The following is an 18,636-nucleotide window of genomic DNA, read 5'->3' on the forward strand; positions in this document are numbered from 1 at the left end:
CTTTTACTAAGCAGCTTTTTTCTTATAGACCGTTCGTTGCATTTCAACGATGGCGCTGGTGATGGCAAATTCGCTGGCGTTGGCCAAGTGATTGAACTCTAAACCGATAACCATGTCGTCGCCTTGCACACGCAAATTCTTAACGAAGCCTTGTACCGGAATTGGATCACGATCACCTAAAAAGATGACGGCTTCCACGCGGTCATCCAAACGCATTGTTGGCATGTCAGCAGTGGAAAGAACGGCACAACCTTCTGTTGAAAGGTCGATCAGACGCAAATTCGTATTGAAACTTGCTTGGTTTAAAGTCGCGATCATACAGTCCGCTTGAAAGCCGGTGGGCAGGGTGTAACGGAAGTTTTTACGTCTTTGTAAGTGAAAGACATCTTTGATCGTCAGGTTTACGCCGCCTTCAAACGGAATGCCTGTCGCTTCAAACATATACTTTTCATTATTCACGCGGAAATAACATGTCAGAACTTTACTAAAAGAAAATTTAAAGTTTCCGCCATCTGTGATGATGCACTGGATTTGGCCGGCATTATTCATCGATACGGCGTTGACGTGTTCGCTTTCGTCTTCGGAACCTTTAACAAGAATAGCTCCTTCGATGGCAGTCAACTGCTCGAACAAGTATTTCTTTTGTTGGCCGTCGTTGACGGCTTTGAATACAACAACTGGTCCCATCACTAAGCCGCGCTGACCAGTTTATGGCCGCACTCTCCACAGAATTTAGCTCCGGCAACAACCTCAGATTTACACTGAGGGCACTCAGGGCCGTTTGATTTCTTCTTAGGTTTTTCTTCTTTTTCGTTCAAATCTACGTATCCGCGTTCATTCCATTTATCGATCTCACGAAGCATTTTCCAGCTTTGCAGCATCGAACGGAATTCTTTGATTTCGAATTGCAATAATACGCCGGCACCCACTGTACGGCGCTTCATAAAGATCCCTTTACCTTCCAGGCGAGTGAAGTGATCGTTATTTAAAGCAAAGCCTAACTCGTTGGTGCAGTAATCAGAAAATTTAGCAAATTCGACGCTGGTCACGCCGAAACGGTCCACATCCGGTGAATCACCAGTGACTTTCAAAAGACCATCCAGCAGGTTTAAACATACTTCATCCACGCGAAGAAGTTCCGACTTACCAGCACCTTTAAAGTAGTAATATTGGAAGAATTCAAAGAACGCTTCCACCAGGCCTAAATCCAAGAAATGAACTTTCTGGATTTCGTCAGCTCCTTCTGGATTGTCTGCAGGTTTGCCCATTTCATACAAAGCCAGTTTTTGCTTCACCAGGATATTGATCACTTGCTCAACACGCTTTGGACTTTCACCAAATACACGTTGCGCGTATTGTTTCATCATCGTCCATTCAACAACGATACGGCCTTTTAAAACCTCTTTATCGCCCTTGTGGTTGGCAGTATGAAAGACGGCACCAAATGCTTTCGCAACTTGGTCTTCAGGACATGGGGAAGAATCTTTTTCAAGCTTAGCAGAACGAACTTCGTTCACACCCATACGCAAACGTTCTGCCAGTGATTTGATGATCACTTTCAACATTTGCGGAGCGCCTTCGTACATCTGCTTTAATGTATCAACTGGGATTTCTAAAACCTTTGTTTCAGCAGTTGCGATCGCAGCTGTAGGATGAGTTTGTGCACCTAAAATCACTTGGTCACCCAGGAAGTGTGATGGCCCCAATTGAAAGAACTCAACGTTCTTTTTTCCGCGGATTAAGCACTGTGAAGCGCCTCCGGATTGGATCAGATAAACAGAGGTGATTTTATCTCCATCTTTAAAGATGACTTCGCCTTTTTTAAAGCTTTTCACTGACATAGCTCACTCCTCTAGGACATTTTCTCAGTAAGTGTTATCGGCTTAAGCACCGCCAACATTGAGGAGCCTAAGGAGTGACTATGGTCTAGTTTCGAGTTGGATTTTGATCTCTTCACTAACACCAAGTCGACCCATTCTGAGCCAGTGGAAAATTTGCGAATGTCGTTGAGGTTTCGGTGGTCAAAGGATCGTCGTTAATAACGGGTACGACTTGATTCGCGGGGCTGGTTGGGAAAAAAGCAGGGGCAGAATACACAAAGCAGCGGTCAGTCTCATTCAGTTCCTCCAGGGGGCAGGATTCAAAAGGCCCTCAGTTCTGTCCAGATCAGAAAAATTATAGGATCTATAAGTAAATGCCGGGGTGGGATTGCTGTTGGCGCGGGTTTCCGCTATAAAAAGGCCATGGATTATTTCTTCAGCGCAGCCCCTGAGGCTCACCAGAAAAAGGAAAAAGCGAAAGCTCGCGAGCTTCGTCAAAGCCAATGGTGGAGACAGGAACTTGGCAAAGGTCTTTGTTATCACTGCGGGGAAAAGTTTAAAGCAGCCGAATTGACGATGGATCATTTAATTCCCATCGCCCGCGGAGGCAAATCCACTAAGAATAATTGCGTTCCCTCTTGTAAGGAGTGCAATAACAAAAAGGGCTATAAAACCCGTGCAGAAATGGCTATGGATGAGCTAAAAAACAGCTCTCCGTCTACCGAAATCTCCCCTGAAATAGGCGTGTCTGAAACCCCTGAATCCGAAGACTAAATTTTCCCTGTCTTAGCGCCGCGACCGTGATCGCGAATCAGTGTCATAGCACCCGCAAAATCATCGCCTTTCCAGAGGGGAATCAGCCATTCTATTTCAGAAATGCATACCAGATTTTCCAAGCTGGCTTTTTCCTGAATAGCCTGAATTCCGAGGCCGGGAGCCATGCGAATAGGGGGTTTTTGCCCCCAAAATTCCATGACTTTTTCCGTGGTTTTTTGGTGGTCTTTAGGAGCTCTTTCATACAGGTGATACCATTTTCTGCAGGCCAGATCTTCAAAGGTATAAGTGGTGTTTTCTAAAATACTGAAGGAACGAAAGATTTGGATATGATTTATCCCGTACATTTCGATGAAATGGTCGGGCTCGATCAGGGATAAATCATCCTGTTTCACCGTCAGACCCAGGATTTCTAAAGCGGCTTTCACCATATGAGCATTGTCTGTCAGGGAGCCATCTTGCTTATGCACACGGGAACAGATCTCGCTATACAATCGAATGTTATCAACCACTGCTTGTTGTTCGTCATTTGAAAGCAAAGAAAAATAGGGCAGTAGGGGATCAGCATAGGCCCTAAATACAATGCCTTCCTCTTCCAGAAGATCAGTTAATGCCTGTGCGTAATAGCGAAACAGAGCCTGCAATGTCATGGATTTATTATGGCTTCACAAACTGCGGAATGGTATCTGGATTCCAATTAATTACAATAGTGAGAACCGCCTCGATAGAATCACCTTTAAAGATGGGGATGAGATACTTTGTTTCGACAATGTAGATAAGCTTTTCTAAGGTGTCTTTTTCAACAATACGCATGGGACCATGATCCGCGAGCATAATTGTTGGATTTGTTTGCAGGAAAAATTCAGTAGCCAGTTGGACGATCTTTGCTTGTGCCTCTGCCGGGCGTTCATAAAGGTGGAACCATTGACGGCAGCAGAGGTCTTCGAAGGTATAGCTGCTCATTTCAAAGATGTTTAAAGAGCGGAATAAATGCATGCCATTTTTGTTGTAGATCTCGATCAGGTGATCATCGTTCATCAACATCAAATCTTCAGAACGGGCGTTTAAACCTGTTACATGCAGGAAGGTTTCAATGGCTAGGCGGTTATCACTCAGCGCGCCGTGATTTTCTTTTACTTTAACGCAGGCAAGTACATACATCTTCACGCGCGCCAAAACATCTTGTTGCTCGTCGGGGGTCAGGCGACAGAAATGGATAAGATTTGGATTGGCGTAAGGACGAAGGAATATACCTTCACCCTCGAGCAAATCGGTGAATGATTCCGCAAGCTTTTTGAAAGTCGCCTGCGGGGATTCGAAATAGTTCATAATGCCTGCATTCTAAAACGTACAAGATGGCTTTACTAAACAAACTTTTTACTAGTCGCCATGTATTCAAACAAGGGTTATTACAAATGTTAGGCTCGCATTCGAAAGCTATGTCGCGATGTGTTGAGTCTTTGGTCTTGATTTGTCCACTCGCGTTGAGACTAAGCTATCAAAGTCATTGTATTAAAATTCGTTAACATCGTTATAAGGACTAAGCGACTGTGAGCAAAATTACTAAAAGTAGTACAGCTGAATATTTTGCTAAAAACCTCCAACAAGTCGGGTTCTCTTCTCCTTTAAAAGCCGTTCTAACGACTTTAAAAGAAGCAGTAGATAACTCGTTGGATGCTTGTGAATCTTCCGGCATTTTGCCTGATTTGTTAGTAGAAATTTCGAAAGTTGGAGCTGGTTCAACTAAAAATACTGATTTAATTCGCATCGTTGTCGAAGACAACGGTCCCGGAATCGAGGGCGAGGATCTTGCCAAAGTTTACGGGGAATATCTTGCCTCTTCTAAGTTCGGTCGCGGTCAATGTTCTCGTGGTCAACAAGGTATCGGTATCTCCGCCGCTACGACTTGGGCGCAGATGACGAATGCTCGTGGTGTGAGCGTTGTTTCTAAAACAAAGAAAATGCGTAAAGCGATTTCGGCGCAAGTCGATGTCGATATCAAATCCAATACGGGCGTTGTTAAGAACAAAGAGTCTATGGATTGGGATCGCGAACACGGAACACGCGTTGAATTCATCCTTGATGGACGTATTCAGTTGAACGGTGATGGCGGTATTTTGACTTATATCGAGGGCACAATCCTTGTGAACCCTCATATGACAATCACATACAAATTGAACGACGCTGACTTCGTTACTGTGACTCGTGTAAGCACTGAAGTTCCTAAGGTTCCAGAGGCTTCTTTACCGCATCCGCATACGTTTAAACTGGGTGAATTTATCACTCATGCCACGTTGTTCGGTAAAACGACATTGTCTAAGTTTTTGAAGACCGGTTTCTCTCGTATTTCAGATCAATCTATTTCTGATTTCGTAAAAAAAGGTCTTCCAAAAAACCTTCTTGAAAAGCCTCTGACATCTTTGTCTGAAGAGGACTTTAAAAAGGTATTCCAGGCAGTTCAAAACACAGACTTGATGGCACCTTCGACGAAGTCCGTTTTGACGGTAGGGGAAGAAGCTCTTTCTAAATCGATCACTCGTTTAGGTGAGATCGACTTTTTCGCTGTTGTGACTCGTAAACCGACTATTTGTGACTTTAAACCTGTGGTTGTCGAAGTTGCATTGGCGCGTTTCAAGGACCGCAATCAACAAAACGATTCTCCGGTAACACTTCTTCGTTTCGCCAACCGTGTACCACTTCAGTTCGACAAGTCGGGCTGTGCGATCACTTGGGCGATCGAATCCGTAAACTGGAAAACATATGGCTTGGGGCAGCCTAAAGACTCTTTGCCACTAGGTCCTTATATCTTTGCGATTTCTATCGTTTCTCCGTTCATCAAATTTAAAAATGCCTCGAAAGAAACTATCGATGCATCGGAAGAGTTGGTGGCAGAGATTCGCTTGGCATTGATCCAAGCAGGTCAAAAACTTTCTCGTCACATCAAAAAAGAAGTGAAAGAAGCTGACCTTGAAAGAAAATTGGCACACATCGAGCAATTCGGTCCGATCCTTGTAGAAGGCTTGGCAAGAATTATCAATGCACCCGAATCTCGTAAGAAAAGGGCTGAAGAAGGTTTGAAAAAACTATTGGGCCGTGATTCTGAAGAGGCGATGGCAGACCTTGAAGCAGCTGAATCTAAACTTTTGGCGCAAAAACAGCGTGAAAAGAAAAAAGGTATCGATCATGGAGATGAAGAAGAAGTCGACGTGATTTCTTCTGAAGACTTGGTTGATGAAGCTTCGGAGCCTCAAGGCACTAAAAAAACTACGACGAAAAAAGCAGTCGGCACTCAAAAAGCCACAGCTACGACTAAGAAAACGACTGGGAAAAAAGCGTAATGGCAAAATTACTTAGCGTTCGCGAACTAAAAATTGATATTCCTAAAGAGGCTCGCATCTTGGCTGACAAGATGTTGAAAGATCTTGAGTCTTCTAAGCGTCCTGTATTGGAAGCGGTTAAGACTTCATTGGACAACTCTTTGTACAACTCTAAAGTGGGTTACTTAACTCCGGGTGATAAAGTTGTTCGTACGGAACTAAATGTTTCGTCGGTACAAAAACTAGCTCGTGTGGTTTTCGTTCTTGAAATTCTTTTGAACAACTTGGAAATCGGCTCTGTAAATACCAAGCGTGAGCTTTATTACATGTGCAAAGGTTTGATCAAAGGGAACTCTCGCTTGAAACCCTTGGATTTCGATGATCAATCTGAGTCAGATTCTATCATCGACTTTATCGGTGACATGCTTGAGGTCTACCGTGAGGAATTGAACTGTTTCGCCAATGATCGTGGTGGACAAACATATTCTCAACAATTGATCGTGACTGAAACTTTGAACGATGGTGATAAAGCCGTTGTTGATCTTTCGACTCTGGGTACGTCTCCGTTCCAGCCTAAAAATAAACCACAAGCTTTGAAATTGAAGGCGAAAAAGAAAATCGATTTCTGCTTGATCGTAGAATCTGAAGGTACGGCGAATACGCTGGTATCAATGGGTTTCACGAAACGTAACAACTGTATCGTGATGGGTGCTCAAGGGGTTCCATCGAACGGTGTGCGTGGTTGGTCAAAATTGATTCAGGACGAACTAGATGTTCCGATGTATTTCTTCGGAGATCTCGATGCGTACACAATGCAAAATATCTTCCGTACATTGAAAGCGGGTTCTGCGGCATCTTTGATCCGTAACTCTAACTTCTCTGCACCGAATGTTAGATTCTTGGGTGTATTGCCTGAAGACGTTAAAAAGTACGATCTTCCTCACTATAAAGTGAAAGAATCCGATCCGGCTGAAGCACGTGCTTTGAAAAAAGCCAAAGATGCTTTGGAAAACGATCCGTTCTTCTTAGATAAAAAGAACAAAAACCTGGCGGACATCCTGCGCTGGTTGATCAAAGAAAAGATTCGTTGTGAGCAACAATCTTACTTCTCGGTAGATCCCAAAGATCCTATCAAGACAGAAAAATTGATCTTGGAAAAAATCAAACGCGGTTCTTACGTTTAGACATCGTAATCTTTGAAGCCGCTGTGGAGCCTTTACCTGGCTCCTTAGCTCAAACAGTCCTCGCTCTGTTAATTGAGCGGGGATTTTGTTTTTCAGGGGTTCGATGTTTTTCATTGTGCATTAACTTGCTCTTTTTTGCTGCGGAACTCGCACGGAGCCAGGTAAAGTCTCCCCATCGGCTTCAAAGACGAAGCCCATCCTTCATGGAGATGGAAGATGTTTCGTGCTGTTATTGCGACTCTACTTTTAAGCTCACAAATTGCCTGCGCACATTTCTTAGCGGATTCGTCTTACAAAACTCCACCGGTGCCGTATGAAGGTACCGAGTTGGATTTTTATTCTACAAAAAATCCCTATGGCGAGTTTTCTAATTTCGCGAACTATCCGATTTTTGTCGATAACGAGTGGTGGCCGACAAGCGAGCACTACTATCAAGCACACAAATACCAAACACCTGAACTCATAAAATGGGTGCAAGACGCACCGAATGCAATGGAGGCCGCTAATCGTGGTCGCGATGCGAATGTTCCAAAACGTGCTGATTGGGATGACGTAAAAGACGGCTTCATGGAAAAAGCTGTGGTTGATAAATTCACTCGTCACGAGAAATTGAAAACTTTGCTGTTATCAACGGGCAGTGCGCGCATTTTCGAACACACTAAGAATGATTGCTACTGGGCTGATTGCGGTGATCGCACGGGTAAAAATAAATTGGGTCTGTTGCTTGAAAAAGTTCGCGAGTCTTTGCGCGCTCAATAGTGTGTTGGAGTTTTTATGAAAAAGTATTTCATCGTTGGATTGTTTTTGGTTTTAGCTGGTTGCGCCTCTAAAGAACAAAAAGAAGTTAAAAATAATTTGGAATATCTAAACGGCAAAACTTACGGTGTTGATCCGGGTGGTGTAAAGGATGCTCGCACGGGCAGTGTCTATGATTTAACGGGTATTCCTGTAACTGGAACTAAAAATCAAACGACACGCATTCGTGGAACTTTGATGCAAGGAGAAGGCATCACGGCGACGCCACTTAAATACACAAAAGTTAGACTGCTTGATGACGATGGTGTGACAGTGGGCGAAGCGACTTCTGATATTCAAGGTAAATTTATTTTGTCGGGAATTTTCTTTAATGGTCATTACACAGTGGATGTGGCCTCTTCAAAATTCAGTGGTGCTACTCGTGTGTATGTGAACAGTTATGATCAAGAGATCACGGTTCACGTAAAGCCCGCTCAGTAATCAGTGACGCGTCATTGCTACCAAAAGTAAAGCCTTGCCTTAAGATGGTCCTATGAAGATGGTGAAATTACTTTTATTGAGTTTGGTTGTTGCAGGGATCTATGCAGGCTGTGCCCATGACGAGGAAAGCAAACCCAAAGATCTGGCCTCTGATCATTTTGAAGTTTCCGCCCAAGGCGGCGACGACAAATTGATTCAGGCGGGGACAGTGAGTGGTGCACCAACCGTAGAAGTCGTCAACATCTCGGGCACTTTAAAAGTGAAAGGCGTTCATCAAAAATATATGAGCGGCTTGGCTGTTCAGTTGATCGATCGTGATGCGACGATCTTTGCGCGTGCTCGCACAAACTCTGCTGGTGGTTTTCAATTGGTGGGGCAAATCCCATTTGGTTTCTACATGATCAGAGTTGTGGACAAAAAATTTCGCGGGCAATTGCCGGTGCATTACAACGGTCTTGAGCTGCGCGATTTGACGGTGCCAGTTCAAGCTGTGATTCGGTAATGATCAAAGCCTGTATCTCGTAAATGGCAATGAGTGCTTTGCTTATGTTCAAGTACAACCAAGCTCTGTAGGCTTCATCCAAAAAGAACCCTATTGTTGAGCAAACTCAATCCATCTAAAAATTAGATAAAAACATTCCAATCATTCTAATTTACGCAATGCGTTGCTTTGTCTATAAACGCCTTCAACGGAGACGTTATGGAATCTTGGCAAAGTAATGAAAAACTTGCCCGGACCCAGAACGTTACTCTGTTGGAACTTTGGACAGGCCAGATACTCAAGTAAGCGGATCTTTTTAGCAACCGAATGAAGTGACCAAATCTTAGTCAGAGCTCCATGTGCACCTGGGGTCGTTGCCGACCTAACGAGACCGGGGTTTATTTCCCGATTTTATTTTGAAGAAGTTAGATTTCTAAAAATTAAACAACTCATAAGGAGTTACTTTATGAAAACTCAAATCGCGCTCTTCTCTGTCGTGTCTATTTTACTCACGAACCAAGCGATGGCTTGGGCGCCAAGATATTACTCATCCGAGTGCAAAGCTAAATCAGTGGTCGCTCGCATTGCTGTTATGTGCGCAGAGGCTGATGGTTGCAGCACTCAACTTTTATCTTTGAAAGTCAAAGGTAAGAAACAAGATCTTAATAAGTTCACTGTTTCTACGGACACAGTCGATGCTGTTACTTATCACCCAGCGGGATTGATTCTGGCTGTGAATAAGGAATCTAGTTCTTCTTTGGCACTTATTTTCAAAGGTGATGATCTATCTTCTGCAAACGGGACGGTAGTAATTAAAGCGCACAAGGAATTTGAAGGTATGCATCCGTCTTCTGAAATCACGAGCTTCACGGAAGAGTTCACTTGCGAACAAGGTCCATTGACTGAAAACGACTTGAAGCAACTTTAATCATTTTAAATTGAATCCCACGAATACTCTAATAATTAAAAAGGAAAATTTATGAAAAACATTATCGCAGCCCTTACAATTACGATCGCCTCTTCAATCACTATGGCGCAGACACAAAGCGAAGGCCACCAGGCTTTTTGCGTTGTTAAATCTTCTACTGGCAATGCCAATGTGATCATCGATTTGCATCAAGACTATCGCTACTGGATCGGAAGCAAAGAATTTGAAGCAGCCGGAGTCAGCGGTTCTATTGAAATCATGACTTGGTCTGGAGCCCGTGAACAAGTTGCACAAAATACTTTCGCGATCGATGGAGTTACATTGCAGAATGCAGGTATGAAAGCCTCTGTATCGACGGGCAATGTTTCTTATTCAATTGATTGCCGCTTGAAATAATGGATTTACCTATGACGTTTTCAAAACATTTATTTCTGACGATTGTTTTTTTTGGACAAGCGACGTTCGCATCCTCACAATATGTACCTTCGTTGATGAGGGATTTGCCAACAGGGACTACAATAACGATCAATCAGGACATTTACTTCGAACCTGGAGAAAATGAATTCGTATGGAAGTATTTTTCAAATCAAGGTGTGAACACTCAATCAGTCCGATGTGAAATTCGACTTCGTCCTGATGCGGACACCTCCCAAGGTCTTTTGCTGAAAGCACCAATTGTCATGAGCATTAAAGAAAATTCGGCCATCCGAACACTCGTGGTTGGCAATAAAAAAAGCATTGAGAGCATGCTATGTATTCATGTGGATTTGAATGGGGGCGACTATTTTGAATACGCGATGAGTGTGAGCAATCTGAAATTCATGCTTAAAAGAATTAATGGCAGCTTGTCCGTCCCAGCCTCACCGCAAGAGTAATTTCAAAAAAGGTACAGTTCAAAACTGTGCCTTTTTATTTCGCGATTAGCGGCGTGCTGATGGAGGGATTTCTCCCGGCGCATATTTGATGCCTTTAAAATTATGGCACGAATATACATAGAAGGTGCGCGCATGGATTCCATGACGGAAGGTCATAAGCTTATCACGGCTGCAGGATTCGAACGTTGCATAATTTGGAATGTCTGCATCGTATTTTTCAGTTGTTACAACCAAAGCGTCTTGGCCTTCCAGATTTTTCATTTCTTCCACTGTCTGCATCACTGTGTAGTGAGACGTTGTGGAATTCAGCATATATATCTTTTCAGTATTTTTTACGCCCCAAATGGTTTGCGCTGTCGTTTCGTAACGAAGAGCTCCCAAGAACGGACGGTGACCAGTCTCTGCGTGGATTTCGCGTTGACGGCGCAGCAGGAATTTTCCCAGTTCTTCCCAACCAGTAAATTCATTCGAAAAATCGTAAGTCGTTTTCCATTCTGCATTTGGTGCCACCGCTTTGAAAACCTTGGGCACCCATGGATATGCAAAAGGAGTATAAGCAATAAATGCCAATGGAACAAAGAATGCCAGGATCCCATACGTATAGGCCTTGCTGCGCGATTTTACGATTTGTTTCTGACCCCATCTAAGACCTTGAGACCATAGGAAGCCCGCACCCATCAAAAGCAATGTGTAAGCGGCACCCGGCCAGTGCGGTTTGTAGTCCGCAAAGAAAGGTTGCACATAAAAAATGGCGATTGCTGGTACCGTTAGGCAAAATAAAAATCTCCAACGAGCTTCCACGCGTTTCACGATTGAGTTGATGAACGCCAACACGATTAACACATACAAGAAGGGCGTGCAGAACAAAAGTTGAGCAGCGAACCAGCCACCCCAGCGACCTGGGTTAAAAGATTCACCACTGTGACGATCATGGAACTGATAACGGAAACCCGGCCAATCGTGCATGTGGTTCCACCAAAAGATTGGGGTGCACAAAATAGTCGCGATCAAGAATCCTACCCACGGCCATGGAGTTAACAAATCTTTGCGTCGATTCGGAGTCATCAGCAAATACAAACCAAAACCCGGCGCTAACAATGCGACAATAAACTTGGAGTTTAATCCCAAGCCCATGATCACACCCAACCACAACCACGTTTTTTGGGTGGACCAACGTGCAGAGTCTTCGCGCACTCCCTGCCAGAAGACATAAGATGCTGCCACCCACGCCAACGCAAACGGTGGCTCTGGTGAAGCAACGTAACCGCCAACCCCCCAGAAGGGAGACCATAACATCACAAAGCCGACAAAGATCGCAGACCAGTCATCAAAAAGATCGCGTGTTAATTTGTACAATAAAACGATCGTCGCCGTGAAGCACACGAAGCCTGGAAGCCGCACTCCTAGCTGATTATCACCGAACAGGGAGGTCGTAATCGCTTCAAGCCACGCAATCATAGCAGGGTGATCAAAGTAAGAAAGTTGGAGGTCTTTTGCCCAAGACCAGTGATAAGCCTCGTCGTCGATAAGGCCGATATTCAGACTAAAGAACGCTCTAAAAAATAACGTCGCGATGAAAAGAATAAGGACTTTTTGTTGGGTCGTGCTTTTCTTCCAATAGTCAGCAATCACGGGGTACTCCAGGTTTTACGGAAGTCTTTTTTGTTAAACATCTGTCGTAGCCCTAAGGCAGAGGTCATGGCAATAATTCCCCTCGATGAAGCTGCGTGTAAAGTGCTATCGTAATGGCATGCGATTGCGAATGATTCTAATGCTTTTTAATGTGGGGTTTCTTGTGGGCTGCGCAGGAACTTTTAAGTACTACGATGCAAACCTTCCTCATCATGGGAAGACAGGCTTCTTAAATAATTATGACAACTCTCCCAAGCCGAGCGTTCTGAAATGGTATTGGCAGCGTTGGACCACGAGCTTTCCAGAAGACGATCCCGCCGGTGCCCCGACAATTCCAGTGGACTTGCAGGCTTTGCAAAATCCGGAGGGGTTGATGTTAACCTGGTTGGGGCATTCCGCGATGCTGGTGCAGATGGACGGAATGAATGTCCTAACGGATCCAGCATTATCGGATCGCGTGTCTCCCGTTAGTTTTGCGGGACCAAAACGTTATGGAAAATTGCCGCTGCAGATTGAGCAGTTGCCTGCGCTTGATGTGGTTATTATATCCCACGGCCATTATGACCATTTGGATTTACCGTCGCTTAAAAAAATCTATGACCAGAATGGCGGGCGCACCCAGTTTCTGGTGCCCTTAGGCAACAAAGTACTTTTGGAAAGCGAAGGCATAAAAAATGTGCGGGAATTCGATTGGTGGCAAGGGACTCAGGTGGGGGCTTTAAATTTCACCTTTACCCCGGCCCAGCATTGGACCGCTCGCTCCCTTTTCGATCGGAATTTGACGCTGTGGGGAGGATGGATGGTGAAGGGCTCTCACCAGGTGTTTTTTGCAGGGGATACGGGTTATTCTAAGGATTTTCAGGACATCTATCAGCGGCTAGGTGCGGTGGATGTTGCTCTTATTCCAATTGGTGCCTATTCTCCACGCTGGTTCATGCAATTGCAGCACATTGATGCTGGGGAGGCTGTGCAAATTCATAAAGATTTGCATGCAAAGCTGTCCCTACCGGTTCACTGGGGAACTTTTAAACTCAGTGACGAGCCAATGAATGAACCACCCGAAAAATTGCGCGAGGCTTTGCAAAAGGCGAATCTTCCGCTGTCAGTTTTTCCGGTGATGAAACGTGGCGAAACGAGGATAGTGAAATGAGTCAGTTCAGAGTTGAAAACGATCTTTTGGGCGATAAGCAAGTTCCTGCTGATGCTTACTATGGCATTCACACGCTGCGCGCGATCGAAAATTTTGAAATCTCTGGCATGACTGTCGGTCAGGACGAATTGTTTGTGCGAGCCTTGGCTTTGGTTAAAAAAGCAACAGCCCTGGCAAATGGAGAGCTTGGTACAATTCCTAAAGACGTTTCCCAAACGATCGTCGAAGCCTGCGATGTCATTTTGAAAGATCCTAAAAAATGGGGTCCCCAATTTCCCTCCGATATTTTTCAAGGCGGAGCCGGGACTTCGGTCAATATGAATGCCAATGAAGTGATTGCTAATATCGCTTTGGAACTTCGTGGTCTGAAAAAAGGCGATTACAAAACCGTTCATCCTAACGATCATGTGAATAAGTGCCAATCAACGAATGACGCTTATCCGACAGCCTTTCGTGTGGCCTTGTACGAACACATCAACCATGCGGTGAAAGCGGTCGATGTTTTATCAGAGGCTTTCGACAGAAAGGGCAAAGAGTTTGCCCACGTTTTAAAAATGGGTCGTACTCAATTGCAGGACGCGGTTCCTATGTCTTTGGGGCAGGAGTTCAATGCTTTTGCAACGCTCTTGAAAGAAGACAGCCGCCTTTTAAAGACTGTTCAGAAATTGATTTTAGAAGTGAACTTGGGCGCAACCGCTATCGGAACGGGTGTCAATGCCCCAGCGGGTTACTCGGCATTAGCCGTCAAAAAACTGGCTGAGGTCACAGGTTATCCCTTTGTGATTTCTGAAGACCTGATCGAGGCAACAAGTGACTGCGGTGCTTATGTGATTATCTCTGCAGCCTTGAAACGCACAGCTGTGAAGCTTTCCAAAATCTGTAATGACTTGCGTTTGTTAAGCTCAGGCCCTCGTGCCGGTTTAAAAGAAATCAACTTGCCAGAGTTGCAGGCGGGTTCTTCAATCATGCCAGCCAAAGTAAATCCAGTTATTCCAGAAGTAGTAAACCAAGTGGCTTTCAAAGTGATCGGCAATGATTTGACTGTCACCTTGGCGGCTGAAGCAGGGCAGTTACAACTGAATGTTATGGAGCCTGTTATCGCCTCAAGTCTGTTTGAATCCATTCAATTGATGACTCAAGCTTGTTACACGCTGAAAAATAAATGCGTCGACGGCATCTCTGCGAATGCAGATCGCTGCCGCGAAAACGTTTTGAATTCCATCGGCATCGTGACTTACTTGGATCCTATCATCGGTCACGAAGAGGGCGACATCATCGGAAAAATTTGTGCTCAAACCGGCAGAAACGTCGCTGAAGTGGCACTTGAACGTGGTGTGGTGACTTTAGAACAACTTAACGAAATCTTCTCGACAGAAAATTTATTAAACCCAAAATACATGGGCAAAAAGCACTAAGCCAAACGTAACACCAAAAACACAGATGAGAAAAAATAAAAGGCCCATCCTAGGCCAGTAATTTAAATCTTAAATTACTGATGAGAGTGGGCCAATGTGTCTTTTCCCTGTGACGTAATATTAGTTACGTTTTTTGCGAGCTTGGTTGCGGTGTTCTTCGTGCCAAGATTTTCTGTGATTTTGATGATGTTCTTGGTTTTTGTCAGACTTAGGCAAGTTCTGCAAAGCGGCCTTTAATTGTGAATGTAACGGCATCAGTGTTGCGCCATTCAACAACAATCCACGGTATTGCTTGCCGAAAGTGTCAGCTGCAGGATTCTCTTCAAACAACAGGCGCTCTATTTCTGCGCGGGCAGTTTCACCGTGCTGTTCAGAAATCATCTCAAGCTCTGTCATGATATCAATGTCGGCCATCAATGAAGTCAGCTCGCGCAGCCATTTGTAGCGTTCCGCAGTGATCAAAACATTGAACCATTCGTTCGGTTGAGATTCGTAACCCACCTCATGGTCAAACTGCTCTTTAAGGGCAGTTAAAACTTCTTTTTGCAAAGCCCAAAGAGCTTGGCGAACTTGCATAGCATTGGAGTGGTGGTGTGATTTTGTCATGTGTGGACTCTACCGTATTGCAGAGGCCATGTCACATCGACGCCTAGTTTTTCGGCAGCGTGTAACGGCCAATAAGGGTCATGTAACGAACTCCGGGCGATTAAAATCAAATCAGCTTTCCCAGATTGCAAGATTTCTTCAGCTTGGAGGGCTTCGGTGATCTTACCGACGGCACCGGTTAGAATTTCTGCTTCCTTGCGAACTCCTTCAGCAAAGGGAACTTGGTATCCGGGACCTACAGGAATTTTCGCTTTGGGCACATTGCCGCCACTTGAACAATCGACAAGGTCAACGCCCCGTTTTTTAAGTTCTTTCGCGAATGAAATGCTTTGTTCTAAATCCCAACCTCCATTGTCCAGCCAATCTGTGGCAGAGATACGAACAAAAAGCGGAAGCTCCGCGGGCCATGCTTTGCGAACCTCGGCTGCGACCTCTAAAGGAAAGCGCATGCGATTTTCTAAACTGCCGCCATATTGATCTGTGCGCTGATTTGAAATTGGCGACAAAAACTCATGCATCAAATATCCATGGGCCATGTGCAATTCAATCACTTGAAAGCCTGCTTTTTCAGCAAGGCGGGTGGAGTGAACATAGTCCGTCACTAACTGCTTAATTTCTGGGATTGTAAGCTCCCGCGGGGTGGGCCAACCTTCCGCAAAGGGTAAGGGGCTTGGACCGACGGTTTCCCAAGCGCCCTGATCCATGCCCAAAGGTTTGCCGCCTTTCCAGGCAAGATCCGTCGAGGATTTGCGACCGGCATGGGCCAGTTGTATTCCCGCCACAGTTCCATTGCGTTTGATAAACTCGGTGATGGGTTGGAAGTTGCGAAGCTGTTCTTCATTCCAAAGTCCCAGGCAGCCTGGAGAAATACGTCCATCAGCGCGAACTCCGGTGGCTTCGACGACGACCAGGCCAGCACCTCCCACGGCCCGGGACCCTAAGTGAACCAGATGCCAATTGTTAGGGACGCCATCCGTTGCCGAATACATGCACATGGGAGCTATGGCGATGCGGTTTTTAAGCTCGATTGAACGAAGCTTTAAAGGACTAAAGACGATTGAACGAAGCTTTAAAGGACTAAAGAGTCGAGTTTGGTTCATTTATACCTCTATGGAGTGGCGGCCAGGTGATCAACTTAGCTTCCCTTTTTTTCCAAAATCAGACAATGGACTTGGCAAAACAGACCACCTCTTTTAAATCGATTGGGACTTGGCGAGGGCGGTGTTCTTTGGTTAGAATTTAACAATTGTTACTTAACAATTGGATTCTGGAGGAAGAATGAAGCTAAGTAAAAATGTATTTTCAGTTTTGGCAGTTGCTTTGATGGTAATGACACTTTCAATGCCTTTCGCAGCGGAAGCGAAAAAGAAAAGCAGCAAAAAATCCAAAACTCACCACTCGCAAGTTTCTAAAAAGAAGAAGAGTGGCAAAGGTTCAAAGAAAGCTAAGAAGAAAAAGCACGCAGACGTTGATTCTTCTACAGCAGCGGCATCAGCTCCTGCAGCTCCGGCACCAGCAGCATCTGCTGACTTGAACGTAGAACCACCTCCTTCAATGTAATTTAATAAATCACTCAAAGTCCTCCGACGAGGACTTTGAATTTGAAGAGTAAGTAATTTGAAAGCAGCATTGATTAAATTCAGACGAGTTCTTTTTAAAGCGATGCTGCTTTTCTTTGTCACAAGTATCGGTTTTGTTCTGCTATATCGATTTGTTCCCGTCTATATCACACCCTTGATGGTGATCCGTTCCGCTCAGTCCATTTTTTCCGATAAATTTGTAGGTATCAATCATGACTGGGTTCCTTTGGAGGAGATCTCTCCATCCATGCAAAAGGCCGTACTAAAAGCTGAAGACTATCGTTTTTTTGATCATAGCGGTTTTGATTTCGATGCCATCGAAAAGGCGATTAAATACAATAAGACTCATAAACGCAGTCGTGGTGCGAGTACGATTTCTCAACAAACTGCTAAGAACGTTTTCCTGTGGCCGACTCGGGATTGGGTTCGCAAAGGTTTGGAAGCTTACTTCACAGTGTTGATCGAGTTCACTTGGCCTAAAGAGCGCATCATGGAAGTTTATCTGAACGTGATCGAGATGGGCCCCGGCGTCTACGGTGTGGAAGCAGCTTCGCAAAAGTATTTTAAGAAGAAGGCAAAAAATATTTCTGCTTCTCAAGCCAGTTTGATTGCAGCTGTGTTGCCGAATCCTCGTCGCCTGCGCATTGATCGTCCTTCAAATTATGTTGTCCGTCGACAACAACGAATTCTTTATCGCGTGAGTCCACCATTTCCGCGCGAAGAACGCGCTTCTTTTTTAGACTTTCTTGATTTCAAATTCGATAGCGATGAATCTCAAGATTAACGATTCAGTAATTTCACTCGTTGCGTAAATTGATTTCTAATTATTAATATCTGCGATTTTTTCTTCACAGGTTTCTGCATTTCTTCGCAATTTCTCGAATGAAAAACATAAAATTTCTGTTCTCATGACTGACCTCAGGGATCAAACACGGCGAGTTCGGCCAGTGTTCATTACAAAAATATTTATATCCACTCCATGACCTCAGCGATACGAATTTATTCCAACACACAACTGCATCTTCAGGATTTTACAGGTACGTCGGCTCACACCTGAAGGTGCTTAAAAGATTTTATGGAGAAAATTTTATGAACTTGAAACGCGTATTAATCGTGTTGGCTACTCTTTTGCTTAGCTATGCTTCCCATGCAAATGAATTCGACGAGGGTTCTGGTGAGTTCGACGCTCTTGCAAGACCGGGCTACAGCGAAGCAGACATTCAAAAGAAAATCGAAAATGAAATGGCAATCGCTTGTTCAGGAAACCTGTGCAAAGTGGTTGGTCAAGACAACCAGGGTTCTGGTTGGACCGTTCAGTTTCAAGTCGGCTATGGCGATAATAACAATAATGGCAATGGCGATACGATCTATATCGGCGGCAACAATAACAACAATGGTGATGATGGATATGCCAGTGTCACGGTCACTTACAGAAATTTCAAATGCCACTCCAACCTTTTAGTGACCCCTGCCGTGTACCGCTTCGTAAATACCTACCTTTACAACATGGTGAATTCTGATGGCTCTGTGAAAAGGAATTTCTCTCCTGCAGATCAAACAGTCATTTTGTTCTACACGACAATGTTGAACAAGGTGAGTGCATGCGGCATGGGCGGCGGCGGCGGATTGAACTAGGAG

The 18,636-nt window shown here is 44.6% G+C and carries 21 protein-coding genes; 14 read left to right on the forward strand and 7 right to left on the reverse strand.

The genetic code is table 11. The annotated features are described in order from the left end of the window. Nucleotides 1-6 precede the first annotated feature (6 nt). Together B9G69_RS09610 and B9G69_RS09615 are read right to left on the reverse strand one after the other, a co-directional pair. Nucleotides 7-687, reverse strand: coding sequence for a PilZ domain-containing protein (locus B9G69_RS09610; protein ID WP_088615222.1), 681 nt, complete (start codon nt 685-687; stop codon nt 7-9). 2 nt (nt 688-689) lie between these two features. Further along, nucleotides 690-1,841: a cyclic nucleotide-binding domain-containing protein gene (locus tag B9G69_RS09615; RefSeq protein WP_088615221.1), complete on the reverse strand. Its 1,152-nt coding sequence runs from the start codon at nt 1,839-1,841 to the stop codon at nt 690-692. 402 nt (nt 1,842-2,243) lie between these two features. On the opposite strand from B9G69_RS09615, the gene B9G69_RS09620 reads away from it, so the two are divergent. Further along, on the forward strand, nt 2,244-2,594 hold the full coding sequence (locus tag B9G69_RS09620) for an HNH endonuclease (protein ID WP_088617152.1): 351 nt from the start codon (nt 2,244-2,246) through the stop codon (nt 2,592-2,594). On the opposite strand, the gene B9G69_RS09625 is transcribed toward B9G69_RS09620, so the two are convergent. Both B9G69_RS09625 and B9G69_RS09630 read right to left on the reverse strand, forming a co-directional pair. Then, a complete protein-coding gene (locus B9G69_RS09625) occupies nt 2,591-3,244 on the reverse strand; it encodes a hypothetical protein (protein ID WP_088615220.1) in 654 nt (217 codons plus the stop codon). The two genes, B9G69_RS09620 and B9G69_RS09625, sit on opposite strands and share 4 nt — an antisense overlap. Nucleotides 3,245-3,251: 7 nt before the next feature. Further along, nucleotides 3,252-3,923: a hypothetical protein gene (locus B9G69_RS09630; protein WP_088615219.1), complete on the reverse strand. Its 672-nt coding sequence runs from the start codon at nt 3,921-3,923 to the stop codon at nt 3,252-3,254. A 221-nt stretch (nt 3,924-4,144) separates the two neighbouring features. Here B9G69_RS09630 and B9G69_RS09635 point away from each other — a divergent pair, with 221 nt between their 5' ends. The 8 genes from B9G69_RS09635 (at nt 4,145) to B9G69_RS09670 (ending at nt 10,615) form a co-directional block, all read left to right on the forward strand. Beyond that, nucleotides 4,145-5,932, forward strand: a complete 1,788-nt coding sequence (locus tag B9G69_RS09635; protein ID WP_088615218.1) for a DNA topoisomerase VI subunit B — start codon at nt 4,145-4,147, stop codon at nt 5,930-5,932. Next, the gene (locus tag B9G69_RS09640; protein WP_088615217.1) at nt 5,932-7,095 is read left to right on the forward strand and encodes a DNA topoisomerase VI; all 1,164 of its coding nucleotides are present in this window, start codon (nt 5,932-5,934) and stop codon (nt 7,093-7,095) included. Before B9G69_RS09635 ends, B9G69_RS09640 begins: the two co-directional genes overlap by 1 nt. 216 nt (nt 7,096-7,311) lie before the next feature. After that, nucleotides 7,312-7,854, forward strand: a complete 543-nt coding sequence (locus B9G69_RS09645) for an NADAR family protein (protein ID WP_088615216.1) — start codon at nt 7,312-7,314, stop codon at nt 7,852-7,854. A gap of 15 nt (nt 7,855-7,869) precedes the next feature. Next, nucleotides 7,870-8,331 carry a hypothetical protein gene (locus tag B9G69_RS09650; protein ID WP_088615215.1) on the forward strand — a complete coding sequence of 154 codons (462 nt, stop codon included), beginning with the start codon at nt 7,870-7,872 and terminating at the stop codon, nt 8,329-8,331. Nucleotides 8,332-8,383: 52 nt separating this feature from the next. Further along, the gene (locus B9G69_RS09655; RefSeq protein ID WP_088615214.1) at nt 8,384-8,833 is read left to right on the forward strand and encodes a hypothetical protein; all 450 of its coding nucleotides are present in this window, start codon (nt 8,384-8,386) and stop codon (nt 8,831-8,833) included. Nucleotides 8,834-9,278: 445 nt separating this feature from the next. After that, entirely contained in the window at nt 9,279-9,740 is a 462-nt protein-coding gene (locus tag B9G69_RS09660) for a hypothetical protein (RefSeq protein WP_088615213.1), read from the forward strand. 51 nt (nt 9,741-9,791) lie between these two features. After that, on the forward strand, nt 9,792-10,136 hold the full coding sequence (locus B9G69_RS09665) for a hypothetical protein (protein ID WP_088615212.1): 345 nt from the start codon (nt 9,792-9,794) through the stop codon (nt 10,134-10,136). A gap of 11 nt (nt 10,137-10,147) precedes the next feature. After that, on the forward strand, nt 10,148-10,615 hold the full coding sequence (locus B9G69_RS09670; protein WP_088615211.1) for a hypothetical protein: 468 nt from the start codon (nt 10,148-10,150) through the stop codon (nt 10,613-10,615). Between the two features lie 45 nt (nt 10,616-10,660). On the opposite strand, the gene B9G69_RS09675 is transcribed toward B9G69_RS09670, so the two are convergent. After that, nucleotides 10,661-12,247 carry an ArnT family glycosyltransferase gene (locus B9G69_RS09675; RefSeq protein WP_254916844.1) on the reverse strand — a complete coding sequence of 529 codons (1,587 nt, stop codon included), beginning with the start codon at nt 12,245-12,247 and terminating at the stop codon, nt 10,661-10,663. Nucleotides 12,248-12,332: 85 nt separating this feature from the next. Between B9G69_RS09675 and B9G69_RS09680 the strand changes: the two genes are divergently transcribed. Together B9G69_RS09680 and aspA are read left to right on the forward strand one after the other, a co-directional pair. Continuing rightward, nucleotides 12,333-13,397 (forward strand): MBL fold metallo-hydrolase, encoded by a 1,065-nt coding sequence (locus B9G69_RS09680; protein ID WP_254916843.1) that lies wholly within the window; start codon nt 12,333-12,335, stop codon nt 13,395-13,397. Further along, nucleotides 13,394-14,812: an aspartate ammonia-lyase gene (gene aspA, locus B9G69_RS09685; RefSeq protein WP_088615209.1), complete on the forward strand. Its 1,419-nt coding sequence runs from the start codon at nt 13,394-13,396 to the stop codon at nt 14,810-14,812. Before B9G69_RS09680 ends, aspA begins: the two co-directional genes overlap by 4 nt. A gap of 120 nt (nt 14,813-14,932) precedes the next feature. Here aspA and B9G69_RS09690 read toward each other — a convergent pair whose 3' ends face one another. Both B9G69_RS09690 and B9G69_RS09695 read right to left on the reverse strand, forming a co-directional pair. Next, complete coding sequence (locus B9G69_RS09690) at nt 14,933-15,418, reverse strand: hypothetical protein (protein WP_088615208.1); 486 nt, start codon at nt 15,416-15,418, stop codon at nt 14,933-14,935. Beyond that, the gene (locus B9G69_RS09695) at nt 15,415-16,518 is read right to left on the reverse strand and encodes an NADH:flavin oxidoreductase/NADH oxidase (RefSeq protein WP_265437710.1); all 1,104 of its coding nucleotides are present in this window, start codon (nt 16,516-16,518) and stop codon (nt 15,415-15,417) included. Before B9G69_RS09695 ends, B9G69_RS09690 begins: the two co-directional genes overlap by 4 nt. A gap of 178 nt (nt 16,519-16,696) precedes the next feature. On the opposite strand from B9G69_RS09695, the gene B9G69_RS09700 reads away from it, so the two are divergent. The 3 genes from B9G69_RS09700 to B9G69_RS09710 all read left to right on the forward strand — a co-directional run bounded on the left by B9G69_RS09700 (nt 16,697) and on the right by B9G69_RS09710 (nt 18,633). Next, nucleotides 16,697-16,978 carry a hypothetical protein gene (locus B9G69_RS09700; protein ID WP_088615206.1) on the forward strand — a complete coding sequence of 94 codons (282 nt, stop codon included), beginning with the start codon at nt 16,697-16,699 and terminating at the stop codon, nt 16,976-16,978. A gap of 102 nt (nt 16,979-17,080) precedes the next feature. Next, the gene (gene mtgA / locus B9G69_RS09705) at nt 17,081-17,782 is read left to right on the forward strand and encodes a monofunctional biosynthetic peptidoglycan transglycosylase (protein WP_217897747.1); all 702 of its coding nucleotides are present in this window, start codon (nt 17,081-17,083) and stop codon (nt 17,780-17,782) included. Between the two features lie 305 nt (nt 17,783-18,087). After that, nucleotides 18,088-18,633 (forward strand): protease, encoded by a 546-nt coding sequence (locus B9G69_RS09710; protein WP_088615204.1) that lies wholly within the window; start codon nt 18,088-18,090, stop codon nt 18,631-18,633. Nucleotides 18,634-18,636 lie beyond the last annotated feature (3 nt).

The sequence above is a fragment of the Bdellovibrio sp. SKB1291214 genome, from assembly GCF_002209355.2.
Taxonomy (GTDB): Bacteria; Bdellovibrionota; Bdellovibrionia; order Bdellovibrionales; family Bdellovibrionaceae; genus Bdellovibrio.

What these genes read in the sequence shown, in the direction of transcription:
- aspA (WP_088615209.1), top strand. Translation starts at nt 13,394, where the DNA reads ATGAGTCAGTTCAGAGTTGAAAACGATCTTTTGGGCGATAAGCAAGTT.
- B9G69_RS09660 (WP_088615213.1), top strand. Translation starts at nt 9,279, where the DNA reads ATGAAAACTCAAATCGCGCTCTTCTCTGTCGTGTCTATTTTACTCACG.
- B9G69_RS09610 (WP_088615222.1), bottom strand. Translation starts at nt 687, where the DNA reads ATGGGACCAGTTGTTGTATTCAAAGCCGTCAACGACGGCCAACAAAAG.
- mtgA (WP_217897747.1), top strand. Translation starts at nt 17,081, where the DNA reads ATGCTGCTTTTCTTTGTCACAAGTATCGGTTTTGTTCTGCTATATCGA.
- B9G69_RS09640 (WP_088615217.1), top strand. Translation starts at nt 5,932, where the DNA reads ATGGCAAAATTACTTAGCGTTCGCGAACTAAAAATTGATATTCCTAAA.
- B9G69_RS09645 (WP_088615216.1), top strand. Translation starts at nt 7,312, where the DNA reads ATGTTTCGTGCTGTTATTGCGACTCTACTTTTAAGCTCACAAATTGCC.
- B9G69_RS09700 (WP_088615206.1), top strand. Translation starts at nt 16,697, where the DNA reads ATGAAGCTAAGTAAAAATGTATTTTCAGTTTTGGCAGTTGCTTTGATG.
- B9G69_RS09620 (WP_088617152.1), top strand. Translation starts at nt 2,244, where the DNA reads ATGGATTATTTCTTCAGCGCAGCCCCTGAGGCTCACCAGAAAAAGGAA.
- B9G69_RS09630 (WP_088615219.1), bottom strand. Translation starts at nt 3,923, where the DNA reads ATGAACTATTTCGAATCCCCGCAGGCGACTTTCAAAAAGCTTGCGGAA.
- B9G69_RS09690 (WP_088615208.1), bottom strand. Translation starts at nt 15,418, where the DNA reads ATGACAAAATCACACCACCACTCCAATGCTATGCAAGTTCGCCAAGCT.
- B9G69_RS09680 (WP_254916843.1), top strand. Translation starts at nt 12,333, where the DNA reads ATGAAGCTGCGTGTAAAGTGCTATCGTAATGGCATGCGATTGCGAATG.
- B9G69_RS09665 (WP_088615212.1), top strand. Translation starts at nt 9,792, where the DNA reads ATGAAAAACATTATCGCAGCCCTTACAATTACGATCGCCTCTTCAATC.
- B9G69_RS09650 (WP_088615215.1), top strand. Translation starts at nt 7,870, where the DNA reads ATGAAAAAGTATTTCATCGTTGGATTGTTTTTGGTTTTAGCTGGTTGC.
- B9G69_RS09695 (WP_265437710.1), bottom strand. Translation starts at nt 16,518, where the DNA reads ATGAACCAAACTCGACTCTTTAGTCCTTTAAAGCTTCGTTCAATCGTC.
- B9G69_RS09625 (WP_088615220.1), bottom strand. Translation starts at nt 3,244, where the DNA reads ATGACATTGCAGGCTCTGTTTCGCTATTACGCACAGGCATTAACTGAT.
- B9G69_RS09670 (WP_088615211.1), top strand. Translation starts at nt 10,148, where the DNA reads ATGACGTTTTCAAAACATTTATTTCTGACGATTGTTTTTTTTGGACAA.
- B9G69_RS09655 (WP_088615214.1), top strand. Translation starts at nt 8,384, where the DNA reads ATGAAGATGGTGAAATTACTTTTATTGAGTTTGGTTGTTGCAGGGATC.
- B9G69_RS09615 (WP_088615221.1), bottom strand. Translation starts at nt 1,841, where the DNA reads ATGTCAGTGAAAAGCTTTAAAAAAGGCGAAGTCATCTTTAAAGATGGA.
- B9G69_RS09710 (WP_088615204.1), top strand. Translation starts at nt 18,088, where the DNA reads ATGAACTTGAAACGCGTATTAATCGTGTTGGCTACTCTTTTGCTTAGC.